Source organism: Longimicrobiaceae bacterium, assembly GCA_036375715.1.
Taxonomy (GTDB): domain Bacteria; phylum Gemmatimonadota; class Gemmatimonadetes; order Longimicrobiales; family Longimicrobiaceae; genus DASVBS01.
The window spans coordinates 1-18505 of the sequence record DASVBS010000074.1 but is presented as its reverse complement, the minus strand read 5'-3'; the positions used below and the strand labels follow the sequence as shown (position 1 = coordinate 18505).

The 18505-nt window shown below is 67.0% G+C and carries 22 protein-coding genes; 7 read left to right on the top strand and 15 right to left on the bottom strand.

Features of this window, described 5'->3' with window-relative positions; translation table 11 throughout:
- Positions 1 to 7 precede the first annotated feature (7 nt).
- Together VF167_15660 and VF167_15655 are read right to left on the bottom strand one after the other, a co-directional pair.
- Positions 8 to 622: an adenine phosphoribosyltransferase gene (locus VF167_15660; GenBank protein HEX6926859.1), complete on the bottom strand. Its 615-nt coding sequence runs from the start codon at positions 620 to 622 to the stop codon at positions 8 to 10.
- A gap of 56 nt (positions 623 to 678) precedes the next feature.
- On the bottom strand, positions 679 to 1104 hold the full coding sequence (locus VF167_15655) for an OsmC family peroxiredoxin (protein ID HEX6926858.1): 426 nt from the start codon (positions 1102 to 1104) through the stop codon (positions 679 to 681).
- Positions 1105 to 1512: 408 nt separating this feature from the next.
- On the opposite strand from VF167_15655, the gene VF167_15650 reads away from it, so the two are divergent.
- Both VF167_15650 and VF167_15645 read left to right on the top strand, forming a co-directional pair.
- On the top strand, positions 1513 to 2268 hold the full coding sequence (locus tag VF167_15650) for an HAD family hydrolase (GenBank protein HEX6926857.1): 756 nt from the start codon (positions 1513 to 1515) through the stop codon (positions 2266 to 2268).
- Positions 2269 to 2281: 13 nt separating this feature from the next.
- A complete protein-coding gene (locus VF167_15645) occupies positions 2282 to 3769 on the top strand; it encodes a trehalose-6-phosphate synthase (GenBank protein ID HEX6926856.1) in 1488 nt (495 codons plus the stop codon).
- Here VF167_15645 and VF167_15640 read toward each other — a convergent pair.
- Together VF167_15640 and VF167_15635 are read right to left on the bottom strand one after the other, a co-directional pair.
- Positions 3756 to 4160, bottom strand: coding sequence for a VOC family protein (locus VF167_15640; GenBank protein ID HEX6926855.1), 405 nt, complete (start codon positions 4158 to 4160; stop codon positions 3756 to 3758). The two genes, VF167_15645 and VF167_15640, sit on opposite strands and share 14 nt — an antisense overlap.
- 4 nt (positions 4161 to 4164) lie before the next feature.
- A complete protein-coding gene (locus VF167_15635) occupies positions 4165 to 4521 on the bottom strand; it encodes a hypothetical protein (protein ID HEX6926854.1) in 357 nt (118 codons plus the stop codon).
- On the opposite strand from VF167_15635, the gene infC reads away from it, so the two are divergent.
- Positions 4440 to 5135, top strand: coding sequence for a translation initiation factor IF-3 (gene infC / locus VF167_15630; GenBank protein HEX6926853.1), 696 nt, complete (start codon positions 4440 to 4442; stop codon positions 5133 to 5135). The two genes, VF167_15635 and infC, sit on opposite strands and share 82 nt — an antisense overlap.
- A 17-nt stretch (positions 5136 to 5152) precedes the next feature.
- Here infC and VF167_15625 read toward each other — a convergent pair whose 3' ends face one another.
- Together VF167_15625 and VF167_15620 are read right to left on the bottom strand one after the other, a co-directional pair.
- On the bottom strand, positions 5153 to 5653 hold the full coding sequence (locus VF167_15625; GenBank protein HEX6926852.1) for a DUF1572 family protein: 501 nt from the start codon (positions 5651 to 5653) through the stop codon (positions 5153 to 5155).
- Positions 5650 to 6081 carry a RidA family protein gene (locus tag VF167_15620; GenBank protein ID HEX6926851.1) on the bottom strand — a complete coding sequence of 144 codons (432 nt, stop codon included), beginning with the start codon at positions 6079 to 6081 and terminating at the stop codon, positions 5650 to 5652. The genes VF167_15625 and VF167_15620 overlap by 4 nt, the downstream gene beginning before the upstream one ends.
- Positions 6082 to 6239: 158 nt before the next feature.
- Here VF167_15620 and VF167_15615 point away from each other — a divergent pair, with 158 nt between their 5' ends.
- Both VF167_15615 and VF167_15610 read left to right on the top strand, forming a co-directional pair.
- Entirely contained in the window at positions 6240 to 6614 is a 375-nt protein-coding gene (locus tag VF167_15615; protein HEX6926850.1) for a hypothetical protein, read from the top strand.
- 67 nt (positions 6615 to 6681) lie between these two features.
- Positions 6682 to 6894 carry a hypothetical protein gene (locus tag VF167_15610; GenBank protein HEX6926849.1) on the top strand — a complete coding sequence of 71 codons (213 nt, stop codon included), beginning with the start codon at positions 6682 to 6684 and terminating at the stop codon, positions 6892 to 6894.
- 109 nt (positions 6895 to 7003) lie between these two features.
- On the opposite strand, the gene VF167_15605 is transcribed toward VF167_15610, so the two are convergent.
- A complete protein-coding gene (locus VF167_15605; GenBank protein ID HEX6926848.1) occupies positions 7004 to 7780 on the bottom strand; it encodes a hypothetical protein in 777 nt (258 codons plus the stop codon).
- A 277-nt stretch (positions 7781 to 8057) separates the two neighbouring features.
- On the opposite strand from VF167_15605, the gene VF167_15600 reads away from it, so the two are divergent.
- Entirely contained in the window at positions 8058 to 8273 is a 216-nt protein-coding gene (locus tag VF167_15600) for a hypothetical protein (protein ID HEX6926847.1), read from the top strand.
- A 254-nt stretch (positions 8274 to 8527) separates the two neighbouring features.
- On the opposite strand, the gene VF167_15595 is transcribed toward VF167_15600, so the two are convergent.
- The 6 genes from VF167_15595 to VF167_15570 form a co-directional block, all read right to left on the bottom strand.
- Positions 8528 to 9946 (bottom strand): DEAD/DEAH box helicase, encoded by a 1419-nt coding sequence (locus VF167_15595; protein ID HEX6926846.1) that lies wholly within the window; start codon positions 9944 to 9946, stop codon positions 8528 to 8530.
- A gap of 183 nt (positions 9947 to 10129) precedes the next feature.
- Positions 10130 to 10996: a DUF4159 domain-containing protein gene (locus VF167_15590; protein HEX6926845.1), complete on the bottom strand. Its 867-nt coding sequence runs from the start codon at positions 10994 to 10996 to the stop codon at positions 10130 to 10132.
- Between the two features lie 107 nt (positions 10997 to 11103).
- Positions 11104 to 11637: a GNAT family N-acetyltransferase gene (locus tag VF167_15585; protein ID HEX6926844.1), complete on the bottom strand. Its 534-nt coding sequence runs from the start codon at positions 11635 to 11637 to the stop codon at positions 11104 to 11106.
- Positions 11638 to 11876: 239 nt separating this feature from the next.
- Positions 11877 to 12287 (bottom strand): hypothetical protein, encoded by a 411-nt coding sequence (locus VF167_15580; GenBank protein ID HEX6926843.1) that lies wholly within the window; start codon positions 12285 to 12287, stop codon positions 11877 to 11879.
- A 68-nt stretch (positions 12288 to 12355) separates the two neighbouring features.
- Complete coding sequence (locus VF167_15575) at positions 12356 to 12877, bottom strand: GNAT family N-acetyltransferase (protein ID HEX6926842.1); 522 nt, start codon at positions 12875 to 12877, stop codon at positions 12356 to 12358.
- Positions 12874 to 13290, bottom strand: coding sequence for a GNAT family N-acetyltransferase (locus tag VF167_15570; GenBank protein HEX6926841.1), 417 nt, complete (start codon positions 13288 to 13290; stop codon positions 12874 to 12876). The genes VF167_15575 and VF167_15570 overlap by 4 nt, the downstream gene beginning before the upstream one ends.
- 92 nt (positions 13291 to 13382) lie before the next feature.
- Here VF167_15570 and VF167_15565 point away from each other — a divergent pair, with 92 nt between their 5' ends.
- On the top strand, positions 13383 to 15248 hold the full coding sequence (locus VF167_15565; protein ID HEX6926840.1) for a Xaa-Pro dipeptidyl-peptidase: 1866 nt from the start codon (positions 13383 to 13385) through the stop codon (positions 15246 to 15248).
- 68 nt (positions 15249 to 15316) lie between these two features.
- On the opposite strand, the gene VF167_15560 is transcribed toward VF167_15565, so the two are convergent.
- Together VF167_15560 and VF167_15555 are read right to left on the bottom strand one after the other, a co-directional pair.
- Positions 15317 to 16663: a Gfo/Idh/MocA family oxidoreductase gene (locus VF167_15560; protein HEX6926839.1), complete on the bottom strand. Its 1347-nt coding sequence runs from the start codon at positions 16661 to 16663 to the stop codon at positions 15317 to 15319.
- Positions 16664 to 16947: 284 nt separating this feature from the next.
- Positions 16948 to 18505: hypothetical protein (locus VF167_15555; GenBank protein ID HEX6926838.1), on the bottom strand; the 1558-nt coding region annotated here is incomplete at its 5' end.

Genomic DNA, 18505 nt, shown 5'->3' with positions numbered 1-18505 from the left:
TCGCTGGTTAGAACTCCGTGAGCGCGCGGACCGGGCAGCTCTCCGGCAGGCGCGAACGTCCGCCGAGCTCGAGTAGCTCGATCACGAAGACAACCTCTACCAGGTGCCCGCCGAGCTCCTCGATCATTTCCACCGCCGCGCGCGCGGTGCCCCCGGTAGCCAGCACGTCATCCACCAGGAGGATCCGGTCCCCGGGCCGCAGGGCATCGCGGTGCATCTCGAGAGAGCCGCTGCCGTACTCGAGGGCGTACTCACGTCGAATGGTCGGCGCCGGGAGCTTGCCGAGCTTGCGAATGGGGATGAAGCCCGCCTCCAGCTCGAAGGCCAGCGGAGCGCCGAAGATGAAGCCGCGCGATTCGATGGCGGCCACCGCATCGATGTCTCCCGGGCGAAACTGGCCGGCCAGCGCGTCGACCACCTCGCTCAGCGCATCCGGATCGCGCACCAGAGGGGTGATGTCTCGGAACGTCACCCCGGGGCTCGGGAAGTCGGCTATGGGGCGCACCAGCTGCGTCCAGCGTTGCACCTCGGGCTTGCTCCTGGAATGCAGTTCGGGAATGAGGTTCGGGTGGTAGATAGCGGTGAGTCCGCCGACGGGTGAAGCTCCACCGGCTGCAGACATCCGGGCCGCCACCCGCGCGTGACTGAGCCGGCAGCGGCCCGGACCTGCGCGGACGGCTACTCGAGCGCGGCGTCCAGCTTGATGTCGACTCCGGCGAGGGCCTGGGACACGGGGCAGCCCGTCTTGGCGTTCTGCGCCGCCTCCTGGAACTTCGCCTCGTCCATCCCCGAGACACGGGCGCGGGTCCGCAGCTCCATCGTCGTGATCTTGAAGCCCTGACCCACCCGCTCGACCGTGCACGCGGCCTCGGTGGTGATGCTCTGCGGGGTCCCTCCGAGCTTTTCGATCTGCCCGGAAAGGGCCATGCTGAAGCAGGCGGCGTGCGCCGCCGCGAGCAGCTCCTCGGGGTTGGAGCCGGGAGTGTCTTCGAAGCGAGTGCCGAAGTTGTACGATCCTCCGACGCTGCCGCTCTCCGCCTTGTAAGTGCCCTTCCCCTTCGTCAGGGTTCCTTCCCAGGTCGCTTCGGCATTCCGTGTCGGCATGGTCATCCTCCATTGGTCCGCAAGAGCCGGGATCGCCGCTGACCGTGCAGGATGCGGGCCCGGCGGTGATTCCCGGCAACGACATTCGCCGGCAATCTATGCGCACACGCGACCGGGGGCACCCCCCGCCGTCCCTGTTCGTTCCGCCAGCGGATCGCAGCTGCGGCCCGAACTACCAGGAGGGGCCGCGGCGTGGAGTCACCCTGCGCCACCCCGCCATCTTCGGCAAGGGCTCATCGACTGCGCCGTCATCCTCGGTTGGGGCGCCGGCAAGCGCGACGTGCGAACCGGGTTGCCCGGCAAGACCATGATGGCGTCGACTCCGGATGGTGGGAACCGTTTGCATCCCCCGGCGGGGAGGCCTAGGTTCGGCGGACTGGACATGATCGGACTACAGACCAGAATGGCATGACGTCAGACCGGAGTGACCTTAGAGCCGAACGAGAATCCCTCATCCTCGCCACCGACCTCGACGGGACATTCGCGGGTGGCACTCCTGCCGATCGGGAGCTGCTGCAGCAAACCCTGAGAGGGCTGCCTGGCGCGACGCTGATCTACGTGACGGGTCGCAGCGTCGAAGCCACCCGTGAGATCATGGCGGAAGCTCCCCTACCGACCCCCGACATTCTCATCGCCGACGTCGGCACCAGTGTACGAAAGGGACCGCATCTGGAGCCGCTGACCGAGATCGAGTCGCAGCTGGATGCCCTCTGGCCCGGAGGCGAGGCGATTCGCCAGCGGCTGGCCGAAGTTTCCGGGCTGGAGGAACAGGAGGTTCGAGCTGCACGCCGCGTCTCCTACTGGATCTGCCACGGAAGCATGGACGAAGCGATCGACCGGGCCGCCAGAGCGCTGGGTGATCTGAATGTCGATCTGGTCGCGTCGGCTGGGATCTACCTGGACGTGCTTCCTCCCGGCGTGAACAAGGGGACCACGCTCCGTCGCGCGCTCGATTGGTTGGAGCGGGTTGACGCCGACGTAGTGGTTGCCGGTGACACACTGAACGACCTTGCTTTGTTCGAGACCGGGTTGTGCGGTGTGGTGGTGGGGAATTGTGAGGAGGCCCTTCGCGAGCGTGTCAGCGGCCGCGAGCACCTCTACCTGGCGAGCGGGGAGGGTGCCGCGGGTATCCTGGAAGGCCTTCGTCATTTCGGTTGGCTTTAGCCCGGGAGCATCGATGTCCAGTGACTTCATCGTTCTGTCGCACCGGGAGCCTTACGAAGAGGTCGAGACGGACAACGGCACGGAGCTGCGCCGCAAAACCAACGGCGTTTTCACTACCCTCGACTCGGTCATGCGCGCCCGACGCGGCACCTGGATCGCCTGGAAGGAGAGAGCTGCGGGACAGACTTGGCCGGAGCGGGTGCAGGTCCCCGCGGAGGACCATCCTCAATCCTACACGGTGCAGCGCCTGCCGCTCTCGCCGGAGAAAGCCGAGCGCTTCTACTACGACTTCACCTCGACGGCCCTATGGCCGGTGCTCTTCTCGCTCCTCGACAAGGCGCGCTTCACCCAGAGTGCCTGGGAAACCTACCGCGAGGTGAACGAAGCCTTCGCCGAGGCCACCTGCGCGGAAGCGGCACCCGGGGCGCTGGTGTGGGTCAACGATTTCCACCTGATGCTGGCGCCGAAGCTGATCAAGCAGAAGCGCCCCGACGTGACCATCGCCCTCTTCCTGCACACGACCTTTCCGCCGCCTGACATCTTCGGGGTGATACCCTGGCGGGAAGAGTTGCTCGACGGCCTCCTGCACCTGGACCTGATCGGCTTCCATATCCCCTCCTACGCACGCAACTTCGCCGATACGGCGGAGCGCTTCATGGAGGCCACGCCCACCGCGGTAGCGCGTACCGACCTGATCCCGCACGGGCCGGCGGTGGCGGTTCCGCGATATCCCCTCAATCTTCGCTACGGCGACCACGACGTCGGGATTGGCGTCTACCCGGTTGGAGTGGATGTCGAGTACTTCACCAGGCTGGCACAGGCACCCGGCACTCGCCAACGCCGCGACGAGATCCGGGAGCGCACGGGAGCCAGCACGCTCATCCTCAGCGCCGAGCGACTGGATTACGTCAAGGGGGTGCTGGAGAGACTGGAGTGCTTCGAGCGCTTCCTGCAGCGCCATCCGGAGCGCCACGGGGACGTCTCTTTCGTGCAGATCGCGGTGCCGACCCGCACGGGTATGGAAGAATTCCAGGCGATGCGCCGGCTCACTGAGGAGGCGGTGGGAAGGATCAACGGGCGTTTCGGGACTATGGACTGGCAGCCGGTCATCCACTTCTACGGCGCTTTCGACCGGGAGGAGCTGATCGCCTTCTACACGGCGGCGGATGTCGCCTGGGTGACCCCTCTGCGCGACGGCCTGAACCTGGTGGTGAAGGAGTACATTGCCTGCTCGCTCGGGGGTGATGGGGTGGTGATCCTGTCGGAGTTCGCGGGTGCCGCCGCCGAGCTGCCAGGCGCGATCCTCACCAACCCGTACAGTCCAGACGACATGGACCGGGCGCTCGAGCAGGCTTTCGACCTGGCGCCCGGTGAGCGGGTCGCCCGCATGCTCACCATGCGCGATCGCGTGCTCACGCACGACATTCACCGCTGGTCGCAGCGGTTCCTCAGCGACGCGGAACGAATCAGTGCGGCTCGGGGGCGAGTCACTCCGAGCTGAGCGGCCAGATGTCCGGGGTGGCGAGCTCCACGCAGTTGCCGGCGGGGTCGCGGAAGTAGAGCGAGAGACCTCCGCGCGGCCAGGTCACCTCCCTCTCCACTGGAATCCCGAAGGAGCGCAGGCGCTCCCGCCAGCCGTCCATCTCTTCCGGTTCAACCGCAAAGGCCACGTGCCCGGGTCCGCTGGCGCCGTGAGGGGGGACGTCCGTCGATGCCGCCGTGCTCTCGGGCTGAAAGAGAAGGAACATCGCCCCCGGCAGCCGGAAGAAGGCGTGCCGGCCAGGCACGCTGCTCAGCGGCTCCAGGCCGAGGACTTCTTCGTAGAAGCGGGCCGTACGCTCCAGATCCATTGCGTACAGGCTGGTTTCCAACACGCGAGTCAGGCGTGGCACGCGGTCAATCCTCCTTCCCTTCCTCTGCTTCGACGGCGCGATGCACCGCGTCGAGGGTCATCATGCTCAGGGCGTCGGCAAAGGGATAATTTTGGGCATACAGCAGATCGATGTTCTGGAAGATCGTGGAGAGGAGCGTTACGTCCTCGATCAGCAGCTGCACCGCCGATTCCGCGTCGTTCTGCTCGGCTGCGAGCAGGATGCTGGTCAGCCGATCGGCCAGCTCGTCGAGCCGCTCCTGCGCGCCCAAACCCGCATCGCCGATGCCGCGCGCGAGCTGTGCGAGCACCGCGTCCACGAACGGGCCGGCACCGTATCCAGGCGCGAGCCGGTCCGGCCCGGCTTCATTCGCCCGGCTCATGCCCAAACCGGCAGGCCAGACGAACGCAGGAGCCCGGGGCGCGGTCCGGTGTATGCAAGGGGACGAGACGTGCACAGCATCAACATCAACCTAGAGAGGACATCATCGCGCATACGAACCGAATCAACGACCAGATCCGCTTCTCCCCTGTCCGAGTAATCGGCCCCGACGGCGAACAGCTCGGAATCCTTCCCATCGAAGCCGCCCGAGAGCGTGCCCGCGAGCACGGGTTGGACCTCGTCGAAGTCGCCCCCACCGCTCGCCCCCCGGTCTGCCGTATCATGGACTGGGGCAAGCACCAGTACCAGCAGCAGAAGGCGGCGCGTGAGGCACGCAAGCGCCAGCACACGGTGGAGGTGAAGGAGCTCAAGCTCCGCCCCGGCACTGACGTCCACGACCTCGACGTGAAGCTCCGGCACGCCCGCCGCTTCCTCGAGAAGGGGCAGAAGGTGAAGGTAACGGTGCGCTATCGCGGCCGGGAGCTGCGCCGTCCGGAGCAGGGCTTCGACCTTCTCGACCGCATCACCGTGGAGCTGGACGACCTGGCCAGCGTCGAGAGCCGCAGCGGCGACATCAACGCGCGGCAGCTCACGATGATGCTGACCCCGGATTGAGGCCGTTGCACGCCATACTACCGGCGGCGTGGAATGCTGAGTGACTGCCACGCCTCGCCGCGCAGGTGCTTGGCGAGAAGCACGATCTGACCGACGTGATAGGCCGCGTGCAGCAGGTTCCGCTGGATGGCCTGCAGCACCGAGTGGGGCTCGCCGCGAATCGTCACCACACGGTCCAGATCGGTGGGGCGGAGCGACTGAAGCGCGCTGATCACTGTGCTCCAGCCTTCGTCCCACCAGCGTTCCACCTCCTCACGCGTCGTTCCCTCCGCCATCTCGAACTCTGAATCCCGGTCGCGGTCCGGCTTCTCTCCGTCGCTGGTGAGAAAGTCTGTCCAACGCGAGAGCATGTTGCCGCGAAGGTGCTTCACGATCACGGCGATGGAGTTGGATTCCGGATCGAGGACGTGGAAGAGCTGTGCATCGTCCAGCTGTGCCATCGCTCTCGCGCCGAGGTCCCGATACTTCTCGTAGCTGCGGATGGCGTCGTCGAGGTATTCGGAAGGGATTGCGTTCATGCTTCGGTGCTCGCAGAGGGTGATGTCTGCCCGGTTCCCGATCCCACCACGGCATCGGCTTCTATCTCCACCATCATGCGGGAATCGATCAGCCCCGCCACCTGCACCATGCTGGTGGCGGGCCGGATCGCCCCAAACACTTCGCCGTGGGCCCGACCAACCTCCTCCCAATGAGTGATGTCGGTCACGTAGATGCGGGTGCGGACCACGTCCTCGAAGGTGGCGCCGAGAGCGTGCAGCGCGCGCTCGATGTTGCCTAGGGTCTGGCGGGTCTGCTGGTAAGGGTCGTTTACGCCCACGACGTTCCCTGCCTCGTCAATGGCGGTGCACCCGGAAACGTGGACCTGGTTTCCCACGCGGACGGCCCGGGAGTACCCCACCTTCGGCTCCCACGGTGCACCGCTGGAAAAGAGTTGTCGCTCAGCCACGAACGTTGCGGTACGGGTGAACACCCTCGGGTCGTACCCCGGGTCGGATAGCGTTGGAACGGCCCCTGCACGCGCCCGATGGTACATCACTCCCGATCTTACAGTGTAGGGGAGCCACACGCACGGGGAGCGCACCACCCCGCGACCGGAGGAGGCTCATGGCCAGATACGTCATCGTCACCCTCCCGGGCCAGCCGCGATCTCGCAGGCCGCCGTTCGAGATCTCGCTGGCAACGGAGGAAGACCGCGCCGACCCGGGATGTGCCTGGCTGTTCCGCGCGTCAGCCGAAGTGGCAGATGCCGAGGAGGCGCTGAAGAGCGCGGTCCGCGAATTCATGCTCTCGCCAGAGGGCGAGGCGGCCCTCGGAGGCGAGAGCGACGATTGGCTGGACTGGTGCGAGGCGCTCGGATGGGTGCCCGACGAGATCTGGGAACGTCATGGCCTCCGGGTGTTTCGTCACCCGGACGTGGAGCGCATACTTCTCGATCCGGAGGAGGACGTGGCGGAGGCACTCTCGCTCCCCGGTCGCTAACAACCGGGCACAGCGAGCTCCCATTTCTCCTCCGGCAGCCGGTTACACCTGCACCGGATTCTTACGGATGAGCAAAGACGACGTGAGGAAGAAGCCCGGGGAGCCCGGGATTTCGAAGCTGAAACTGGCGCTGGGCGCCGCGAGCCTCTTTCTGTTCATCATCGGGGTGAAGCGCACCTTCCAGATGGAACCCGCCGAAGGCGCTGGGGAGCCCCAGAAAAACCGCACAAAGGACAGGAAGGAGGGGAAAAAGAAAAAGAAACGGAAGAAGGGGCATTGAGCCCCTTCCCCATTTCGGTAGCGTCCGGCCTACTGTACCGCGTCTGCGCCGGCGGAGGCCTCGGCTGGGCGGGAGTACCCTCGGCCGCCAGACGCGACCGGTCAGAGCACTACACCTGTGAGGGAATGCGCACGATGATCCACTCCCCGAAGCGCAGGTCCTCGGCCGGCCGCGGAGGGTCGCCACGGAAGAAGGGTGCGTAGCCGACCGCTCGGATGCGGTCCTCCGCGAGCAGGGGGAGGTCGATGATCCCACCGAGGATCCCGTTGGCGACATCCGTGGGTTTTGCGAGAATCCCCGCGACCACGTCGCCGGCCGACTCCGGCAGGCTGCTGTAGCGCATCAGCACGGAAGCATCCAGCGTGTGTAGGGTGGCTCCCAGCTCCCGCTGGACAATCTCCTTGGCCTCCTCCGCTGAAAGCGCCACGTACGACTCGCCGTCGAAATCGAACCAGAGCTCACCGTCGGGTCCAAGCCCGAGGAAACTCACTCTGCCCTCGGGGGCCTCGACGAATCGCTCCACCACCTGTCGGCGCTCCTGCAGGAGCACCAAGTACTCGTCCAGAATTTCCGCGCAGGAAGAGAGGTACGCCTGCACGCGCGGGTCACGCAGGGCTTCCCCCGCTTCGATGCGCGCTCCCCAGTCGCTCGCTGCTGCGCTGGACAGGACTCCCGACTCCAGCGCCCGGGCCACGATCTCGTCGTAGAGGCTCGCCTCCGCCGTGGGCTCCGCGTCGCCGCGGAGCACCGCCTCGGCGTGATCCATCACCCCCGGTCCTGCCGCTTCGCGCGCGGCGCGTACAGCCTCGGAAAGCCGACCCGGAGAGAGGCTCTCCAGCGAGGTAGTGAGCAGCTCCAGAGAACCGTGGTCGCAAAGGATGCACATATCCGGGTTGGGGTGGTGAGGTCGATTTCTACCGCACGGTTTTTACACCGTGCGGCTGCCTTCCCGCTGTTACCCCGCCTCGATCAGTTGGGTCGCCTCAGGATTGCAGAAGGTGCTCCAGCAGGCGGCCCGGGCCAGGATAGAAGCGCCTAAGAAGATACCGGTACTCGACTTGCGTTAGCGAACGCGAATTCCGCGGTCAGCTCACGCGGCACGAGGGGACTCGGCAAGCGGCCGCCCGAGGCCGACCCACGGACGTACACCCCCGGAGGAGCAAATGGCAGACATCAACGTACAGAGGAAGGGTCACAGCGTCTGGCCCTGGATCCTCGGACTGCTCGTGGTGGCGCTCCTGATATGGGCGTTGATGCGGCTCGTCGGAGGTGACGACGCGGGAGCCCGGCTAGTAGAGCCGGCCTCGGAGGTGGGCCCCAACCCCGAGGCGACACCCCCGGTTGACGCGCCGAATTCTCCGGCCGGGGCGGCGCAGTAGGGCGCCAGCTTCCGGCGCAGTACCAAGCCACCGTCTGGGCCGACCGGCCAAGAGCGCGTCAGGCCGGACATTCCGGAATCGAACCGCCTCGGATCTGGGCCGGTCTGCCTCAGCGATGCGCACCGCTCGGTGCCCATTTGCGTTCGATGATTTGAAATCCGATCCGAACGTACCGCTCATGCTGCTGCCGAAGGTGCCACTGGGGGTTACTCGGCGCGGCCGGTCGAGACACCGGTCGAGCGTAGCTTCCCCGGTCAGCTCTCCGAACGTCCCCCTCTGCCACCTCCCCCTCCGCGGCGCCGCCGGCGCCGGCGGGATCTCGGCGGTCCTCCAGCCATGGCGGGTTCGCGCTCGCGGCGGCCCTCCGTGCGGGCCGGGACACCACGCCGATCGCGGCCGCCACCCGGTGAGCGGCGCGCCGCGCCCTCGGTCTCGCGCTGCGCCTTCCGCTCCGCCTTCTCACGAGCACGCGCCCGCTCCTCCGCCCTGCGCCGCCGAATCTCGGCGATGCGCTCCGCCAGTGGCACCTCGAAGCGTTCGGTGGGCCGGGCAGAATAGTCGAACCCATCCAGTCTCACCCGCGGGAGGCGCTTGCCCACCGCCCGCTCGATCGCCTGCAACTCCTTCTCCTCCGACGGCGAGACGAGCGTGTAGGCGTCGCCGGTCGCTTCCGCCCGGGCGGTGCGCCCGACCCGATGGATGTAATCCTCCGGCTGCGCCGGAACGTCGAAGTTGACGACGTGTTCCAGGGCCTCGACGTCGATTCCACGCGCCACGATATCGGTCGCCACGAGCACCCGGTACCTGCCGCTCTTGAAGCCGGCGAGCGCCTCCGTGCGAGCAGCCTGGCTGCGGTTGCCGTGGATGCGGGCGGCGGGGATTCCCGCCTGCTCGAGCACCTCGGCGAGGCGGTTGGACCGATGCTTGGTGCGACAGAAGACGATGGCGTTGCCGACTTCGCCGCGCTTGAGAAGCTCCACAAAGAGCCGGGGCTTCAGGTCCTCAGGCACGGGATAGACCGCCTGGGTGATCCCCCGCGCCGGCGCCGACTTCCGCTCGAGGTTGATCGCGATCGGATCGCGCAGCATCTCGGCCGAGAGCTTGACGATCGGCGCGGGCATGGTGGCGCTGAAGAAGAGGGTCTGCCGCCGCGCCGGGAGGTGCCGAAGGATGCGTCGGATGTCCGGCAGGAAACCCATATCCAGCATTCGGTCGGCCTCGTCGAGGACGAGGATCTCAATGTCGGCGAGGCTCGCGTATTCGTTCCTCAGATGATCCAGCAGCCGCCCCGGCGTGGCCACGAGGAGGTCGACCTTCTCGCGGAAGGCACGCTCCTGGGGGCCCATCGAGACACCGCCAAAGATCGCCGCACCGGTGAGCTCGGTATGGGCCGCGAGAGCTTGGAAGTGCTCGTGGATCTGAGCAGCCAGCTCCCGGGTCGGCGATAGGACGAGGGCCCGCGTCGCGCTGCCAGGACGCTGTAGCAGACGGTGCAGTGTGGGTAGGAGGAAGGCAGCCGTCTTGCCGCTGCCGGTCATGGCGCAGGCGAGCAGGTCGCGCCCTTCGAGCGCGGGAGCAATCGACTGTGCCTGGATCGGGGTGGGGGAGGTAAAGCCGAGATCACGGACGCCAGCGAGAAGGCTCGGGTGGAGCTTGAAAGTATCGAAAGCCATGTGCTGTCTGGTATCCCACGGGAGCCCCCGCTTGCGGTGGCCGGATACGCCGCATCCGTGGCGACTTATAAAAGAAGCGGCGGGCCCGCGGCGTGGCCCGCCGATTCGTTCAGAGTTGGTTGTTACCCCGGGGCTTCGGAAAAGGTCGTGTCGGCACGCGCGTGAGGAAACGAAGATCGCCCCTCAGTGCGTCATCGCCCAGAGCGCGATGTTGATCCCCAGGGCATAGGCGTCGGGAGAGAAGGCGTCGAGGAAGCGCAGGTCTTCGCCTTCCCGCTCCCACCCGTCAGCGATATCGGTGTTGTGGCTCATCAGTACGAGGATGCGCCCGCTCTCGTCAAAGATGGCCCGAAGGTGGGGCTCGGCGCTCTCGTCTCCCCGCTCCGAGGTCGCTCCACCGCTCCCCCGCCAGAACTGAATGGAGGGGATCTGGGGGATGTGATCCACCTGGTAGAAGGTCGAGAGGATCCGGTGGTCGAGCGGCACCTCCTCGATCGCGTACCCGGGCAGCACGCGGGCGATCTGATCCACCCAGTGCCGCCAGGCGCGATCCCCCCAGAAATCGTCCACCCAGAAGAAACCGCCCTTCAGCAGGTACTCGCGCAGTCGCTCGACCTCGGCATCCTCCAACCCCATGGTCCCCACGTCGGAAGCGAACAGAAGGGGGCACTGGAAGAGGTTCGGATCGGTGGCTCGGACGACGACGTATCCCGGTTCCTCCGGAGACCAGCGCGAGATCGGCGTCTCCGTGAACTGGGAAAGCCGGGTCATAAAGTTCCCGTCAGAGACGGGATAGTCCGTGCTCCACCCCTGCCCGCCCGGCTCCCTGCGCACGCTGGTGTAGAGGAGTCGGCAGAACATGAAGCCCCCGCGCTCCTCGGGAAGCCCCTCATGTACGGCACGTGGCTGCCAGGCCCCCCGCCCCCAGCGTGGGGACTGCGCAAGCGCAGTCACCGCTCCGGCCAGCACCATCAGTGGCAGAGCAGTACGCAGCAACGGCCCCCGCCCAGCGCGGACGGCGGCCAGGAAACCTCGGCCTCGAACGAACATCAGCGCCCTGTTCCGGAAACTTCGAACGTGCTGAGGGCATGGAAAAGATCAGGGAGCGCGAAGCGCAACACTCGGTCCACCGGAGCCACGATCGCCGGACAGTGGCTTCAGCGTCGTCGCCCCGCGTCGGCGAGGCTCATCTGGTACCGAACCTCGGGCGTCTCGTGCCCGAGCCGCTCCGGATCCGTCCGCCGTGCGCCGTCCAGACGGAAGCCCGCACGCTCGTAGAAGGCCCGCGCACGGTAGTTCTTCTCGAGCACCCATAGCACGGCCCGTTCCAATCCGCGCGCCGCAATGTCCTCGAAGGAGCGCGCCAGCAGGGCTCGACCCACCCCCATGCTCTGAGAATCGGGGGCCACGTACAGGTGCGATATCTCGGCACTCAATGGCGGTGGATCGTACTCGAGATCGGCCGGGAGGACGCGGGCGAAACCCACCAGCTTTCTTCCTTTCAAGGCGGCGTACGTGTTGGCCTCCGGTACTGCCAGCCAGCGCATCCAGTCACGAAGGCGGTCGGCAGCGTTCAGGCTGTCGAGGACGACGTCGGGAAGGATCCCGCGATACGCGCTTTGCCAGGACGAGACGTGGAGGGATGCGATCGCCTCCAAGTCGTCCTGGCGGGCCGGTCGAATGGTTGGCATCTGCTCGGGGTTCAACCTGTGATGACCGCCGGAGACGGCTACAGGTGTAAAGCATCGCCGCGGGCGTCGCGGCTCGCGGGTGGTACGGGGCTGTAGCGGGAGTCGGGAGGTACCGCTGGATTTAGCGCCGCTTTCCGAGGAGCGGCCCGGTCAAGCTACGTAGCGAAACCGGGCCGGTCAACGGGGAGCGGCGCAAAATTGTCGCGAACCGAGAGTGGAGGCGTACCAGTCAACGCTGGTTACGGCCGCCGTTGGGCGACCATCGTACCGCGCTCGTCGGGGAAGACGATGGTGAAGCTGGTGGCACGGTCGTTTTCGACCGCGAAGGTGATCACCGCCTGATCGGCGAGCACCGGCCGGAAGCGATGCTCTCCTAAGGGGATCAGCGGAGAGGGTTCCTCTTCGTGCTCCGGTCGCGCCATCAACCCATCGCCCTCTTCATAGACGTGGATGGCCATCAGCCCGTCGGAGGTCTCCACTTCGTACGTACCGACGTATCGGGCCCGCTCCTCTGCCGTCAGGGCAACGGCGGTGTCCGCTTCGGCGGAGGGCGCGGTGGGCGTCGACTGCGCCTCGAGCAAGGCGGGTCCGGCGACGAGCACCACCGAAAACACGACGGGGCGGAGGACTCCGCTGAGCGGGATGGCCATGGCAGTTTCTCGCTGCAAGGGGGAAGGCGGTGAACCGCACTGGGTACGCGTCCACCGAACGCCCGGTTTCAGGCGCCACCGCACCATCGCTGATAACGTGCCACGCGGAAGGGGCCAACGTCGCGGTCGCTGTGATGCTCGAAGCGGTTCCGCTCGTAGAAGGCCCGTAGCCGCGGTCGATCTCTCTCGCAATCGAGGCGCAACCACTCGTAGCCGAGCTTGGCCGCCTGTCGCGCGGCCCAATCGAGCAGCGCGGCGCCGATCCCCCGCCCCGCGTAGTCCCGCCCGACTGCCAGCCGGTGCACGTAGGCCGCCTCACCCGACGGACGGTCCGGCCAGAACTCGGGATCCTCGAGCTGGAAGCGAAGCGTCCCCACGACCTCCCCCTGGATCTCCGCCACATAGTGGAGGCCCGCCGCGACGTCGCTCCGCAGCCGCTCAGTGTCCAGCTCATCCGGGCGCCACATCGGTATTCCGAGGGAGCGAAGCCACGCCTCGGCGTCGTGGAGAAGGGCGGCAGTCGCCGCCGCATCCTCCAGAGTCGCCTGCCGGATCAGGGGAGTTGCGTGGCGGGTTGGCGGGAGGCTCACAGGTCCATCCTGAAATGGAAGGAGTTGATCGTCAGTCGGTTGGTGAAGTAGAACCGGTGCGCATCGGCCCGATGGACGCCGGAGTCGAGTTCGAGCGTCTGACAGCCCTCCTCTCTGGCCAGGCCGATCAGCCAGCGGAGCAGCCGTGCACCGTGGCCGCGCGAGCGAGCGCCTTCGTCGGAGACGAGGTCATCGACGTACAGCACGCGCCCGCTCGCCAGATTCTCGAGAATGCGGAACCCTGCCACCGAGCGCACCTTGCCTTCGCTTTCGAGGCAGGCGAGGCGGTATCCGCCGGAGATCTGCCGGCGAACGGTCTCCACGAACCGTTCCTCTACCAGGTGAGGCCGGAGCTGGCGCATCACCGGGTAACAGCGGGCGATCTCTCCGTCGGTCAAGACTTCCCGGATCATCGATAGAACGCTCTGGAGGTTTCCTGACGGAATGACACAGAGGCAGCACCACGATATCTTCCCGGCGACATTCCGCACCACTCCCCGACCGAATGACCAACGTGAGATCGCTGCATTCCAGCTCCGCTGCGCGGACGATCGGCCTGCTGACCGCCCTGCACGGCGCGGTTGCCTCCGGCCTCGTTGCGCAGCAGGAACCCGCCGGGCCGATCATCCGTGACGGACAAGCCCAGATCGTGCCCGCCTTTGCGGACCCCTCCACCTGGATCCACCATCACCTCTGGGTCGAGGCGGAATTCGACTCCGACGGCGACGGCAAGCCGGACCGGCTGCACGTGGACGTGTTCCGCCCCGGCCAGACCGAGACAGAGGGGCTGAAGGTGCCAGTCATCTACGAATCAAGTCCCTACTACGCAGGAGTCGCCGGCCAGCGTCAGTACCTCTGGGACGTGCGGCAGGAGCTCGGCTCGCCACCTCCCCCGCGCCAGAACCAGCCCGAGATCCCCTTCGAGCCCCATCGGACGACCATCTCCGACTCGCACGTGGAGACGTGGGTGCCGCGCGGCTTCGCCGTGGTCCACTCCGAATCGCCCGGAACGGGGCTGTCGCAGGGCTGCCCGACCGTGGGGGGCGAGAACGAATCGCTCGCCCCGAAAGCAGTGATCGACTGGCTGAATGGCCGGGCGAAGGGCTACACGACCATTGACGGGAACGAGGAGGTCACCGCCTACTGGTCGACCGGGAAGGTGGGGATGATCGGGACCTCGTACAACGGGACGCTCCCCATCGCCGCCGCGACGACCGGCGTCGAGGGGCTGGAGGCCATCATTCCGGTCGCTCCGAACACGTCGTACTACCACTACTATCGCTCCAACGGCCTCATCCGGCACCCGGGGGGCTGGCTGGGAGAGGACATCGACTTCCTCTACGACTTCATCAACAGCGGCAGACCGGAGCGGCGGGCGTACTGCAACGCTCGCATCCGCGACGGCGAGTACGCGAAAGGGCGCGACCGCATCAGCGGCGACCTGAACGATTTCTGGATGAGCCGGGACTACCTGCGCTCGATCGACCGCGTAAAGGCAGCGACCTTCCTCGCCCATGCGTTCAACGACTGGAACGTGATGCCCGAGCACAGCGTGCGCGTGTACGAGGCTCTCAAAGCGCGCGGCGTGCCCGCGGAGATCTACTTCCACCAGGGAGGCCACGGGGGGGAGCCACCGCTGGAGCTGATGAACCGCTGGTTCACCCGCTACCTCTACGGAGTGGACAACGGGATCGAGGATCCGCCGCACGCCTGGATCGTGCGCGAGGGAGAGGACCGGCTGAAGCCTACGCCGTATCCGGATTACCCACATCCCGATGCGTCGCCCGTTCGAGTCCGGCCGCTCGCGGGTGGAGGAGAGATCGGAGCGCTCTCCCTGGCTGCGCGACCCGTCGAGGCGCAGGGCTCGGAGCGTCTCACCGACGATGTGTCCTTCAGCGGAGCCGAGCTGGCGCAGTTGCCCTCCTCGGAGCACCGGTTGCTGTACGCCACGGCGCCGCTGCACCAGGACGTCCACCTGTCGGGTAGGCCGCGGGTGAACCTGATCGTGTCCGCCGACCGGCCGGCGGCCAACCTCTCGGTGTGGCTGGTGATGCTGCCGTGGGATGAGGAGGCGGGAGACCCGGGGAACATCATCACCCGGGGCTGGGCCGATCCGCAGAATTACCGCTCGCTCACGGAGAGTGAGCCGCTCATCCCAGGCCGCTTCTACCAGGTCTCCTTCGACCTGCAGCCGGACGACCAGGTAATCCCCGCGGGAAGGAGGATCGGGCTGATGGTCTTCTCCAGCGACCGTGACTTCACCCTCTGGCCCTCGCCGGGAACGCGGCTGACCCTCGCGCTCGACGGTACCTGGCTGGAGTTGCCGGTGGTGGGTGGCGCCGCCGCGTGGAGGGCGGCGGTGGGCGACTGACGCGGAAGGCGGCCGAGGCGCTGAACGACATCCCGCTGGTGCAATCCGAGATGAGAGTGGCTCGCCTTTCAGAGTGAGGGCTCCCACCCGGGCGCGTACGTCCGGCTCCAGAGCTGCATGGCCTCCGCGTCGTCGAGGATGTGCCCGCTCGCGGGGTCCACCCGCAGGGTGCGGCCGGTGCGATGGGCGATGTTGCCGAGGTGACAGAGGAGGGTGCTCCTCTGCCCATCGTCGATCGGCGCGCGGAGGCGCTCGCCGCTGCGGATGGCGGCAAGGAAGTTCTCCAGGTGGGCGCGATCCGCGGCGAAGCCCGGCCCCGTAACCCCGATCTCCCCGGCCTCCCCGCCGGTTACCTTCTCGACCAGCTTCCCGGCGCGGTCGTAGAGGGCGTAGCCGAAGCCCTCGATGACCAGGGCCCCGTCGCGCCCGTGGAAGGAGGCGCCGAACCCGGAGCCCTCGATGCCGCGGCGGTTGCAGCTCATCCCCTCCCAGGCGATGGTGCGCTCGTCGGGGAATTCGAAGGTGAGGACCTGGGTGTCCGGCGTCTCCTGGTCGTCGTCCCAGTAATAGCGCCCGGCGGTGGAGGTGACCCGGATAGGGCGGTCGACGTCGAGACCCCAGCGACAGAGGTCCAGGGCGTGCACGCCGTTGTTGCCCACCTCACCGGTGCCCCAGTTCCAGAACCAGTGCCAATTGTAGTGCAGGATGTTGTCGCGGAAAGGCTCGCGAGGGGCGGGCCCCTGCCAGAGCTCATAGTCGAGATGGGAGGGGGCGGGACCGCGTTTGCCGACGCCGATCGAGTCACGGGCGTTGGCGTACCAGCCGCGGGCGTAGTGGACGGGACCGATGTCGCCGCGGCGTACGCGCTCGATCCCCTCGGCGACCTTCGGCCAAGAGCGGCGCTGGTTGCCCATCTGGACTACGCGCGAGTAGCGGCGGGAGGCTTCGACGATCAGCTCGCCCTCGCGCGCGTTGTGGCTCGCCGGCTTCTCTACGTAGACGTGTTTGCCGGCCTGCATGGCCAGCATGGCGGCGGGGGTGTGCCAGTGGTCAGGCGTGGCGATGACCACCGCGTCCACGTCGGCGCTCTCGAGGGCGCGGCGGAAATCGGCGACGGCCCGTGGCCTCTGCCCGAGGGCCGAGACCTTGCCCACAACCTCCGCGGCGCGCTGCGCGTCGGGATCGCAGACGAAGACCACCTCCGCGACGTCGAGGCGGGCAAAGCCCTCGGCGAGCGGGGTGCCGCGTCCTCCCGCGCCCACGATCGCCACGCCGACACGCTCGGTCGGCGGCATGCGACGGAGGGGGCTCGCTGCGGAGGCAGCCGGCAAGGTGGCCGTGAGGCCGGCGCCAACGGCCCCACTGGCCAGCGTCTTCACGAAGGTCCGTCGGGAGGTGTGCTCGGGTCGGATCATCTTTCGAATCCCGGCTGGGGTGGTCAGCGGCGGGGGGTGAGGATCGAGGGTCGGATCATCGTATGACTTTAATCATCCGGGAGCCCTGTCGGACCTGACATCGAGGAAGACCGCCGCGGCGGATCATGTCCCCGCACTGCACAAAATTAGTAACCCGGCCGCCGTATGGCGACCGGGTCATGCGTATCGTTCGGGCGTAGACGGGTCAATATTGCTCGCGCTCTGCGTGCCACGGCATGACCCGCCGTCGAGCCTGTGACTTTTCGGATGGGAACATCAGCGGCTCATCCGCATTCGCTGTAGCCGCAGACGTGGCACTTCATGCACCCCTCGGCGAACTCGAGCTGGCTCGAGCAGTCGGGGCAGGTGCCGATAAAGGTCTCGCCCGGGTCGTAGGTCAGCCCCAGGTCGAGCGTGGGCTGCGCCGGCTTCGACGTCCCCTCCAGATCGCCCGTCGGTATCAGCTCCTGCTGGATGCCCGCCTTCTCCGCCTCGCGCAGGGCGATGGCCTGGGCGATCGCGTCGGGCACGGAGAGCACCTTGTTCTCACCGAAGCCGATCGCCTTGTCCGAGGAGATCCCCCGAAGCTGGGTGTGGATCTCGGAGATGGGGATGCCGAAGCGCAGCGCCAGCGAGATCAGCCGCCCGATCGCCTCGGTGTCCGCCATGGCCACGGAGCCCGCCTTGCCGAGGGTGGCGAAGACCTCGAAGGGCACCTTGTCCTCGTCCTCGTTGATGGTGACATACACGTCGCCGATCGGGGACGCCATCCTGCGAGTGGTGCCTCGCAGCACTGCCGGCCGACGACGCTTCTGCCGGCGCACCGACTGGGACGCGGCTTCCGCCGCGGCCAGCTTCTCCTGCGTTTGCCGCAGCTCTGCCTTCAGCGCCTCCACCTGCTTCTCCAGCTCCTCGATCTTCGCCTTCTGATCCGCCTGCTGCACCGGGCTCTTGGTCTTCCCTGTGGAGAGAACCTGGTTTTCGCGACTGCCATCCCGATAGACCGTGACGCCCTTGGCTCCGAGCTTGTACGCCAGCTCGTAGATCTTGCGGACGTCCTCCTCCGTGGCGCTGTGCGGGAAGTTCGTGGTCTTCGAGATCGCCGAGTCCACGAACTCCTGGAAAGCCGCCTGCATGCGCACGTGCCACTCGGGCGTGATGTCGTGGGCGGTCACGAAGACTCGCTGCACGTCATCCGGCACTTCGGGGAAGTGGATGTGCCCCTCCTCGGCGATGCGCTGCATCAGCTCATCGGAGTAGAAGCCGCGCTCCCTGGCGATGCGCACGAAATCCTCGTTCACGTCGGGCATCATCACACCGGCCTGGTTGCGCATGAAGGCAACCGCGAACAACGGCTCGATGCCGGAGCTGCACCCGGCGATGATGGAGATGGTGCCGGTGGGGGCCACCGTGGTGACGTTGCAGTTGCGCAGCCGGCGCATCGGCCGGACCCGCTCGCCGGTGGGGGTGCGGGCGCAGGTCTCGTCGGGGCCCCAGATGCTCTGCGCCCACTCGGGGAAGGTGCCGCGGACGGCGGCGAGCCGCTCGGACTCGGTCTTGGCCTCGTCGTCCACGAACTGCTGGATCCGGCGTCCGAGCTCGACGCCCTCGTCGGAGTCGTAGGGCACGCCGAGCTTGATCAGCACGTCCGCCAGCCCCATGACGCCGAGACCGATGCGGCGAATCCGCTGGGCCAGGTCGGTGATCTCGGGCAGCGGGTACTGGTTGGCGTCGATCACGTTCTCGAGGAAGTGGGTCGAGAGGTGGATGACGCGGCGCAGCCGCTCCCAGTCGATCTCCCCATCCTTCACGAAGGCGCCGAGATTGATCGAGCCGAGGTTG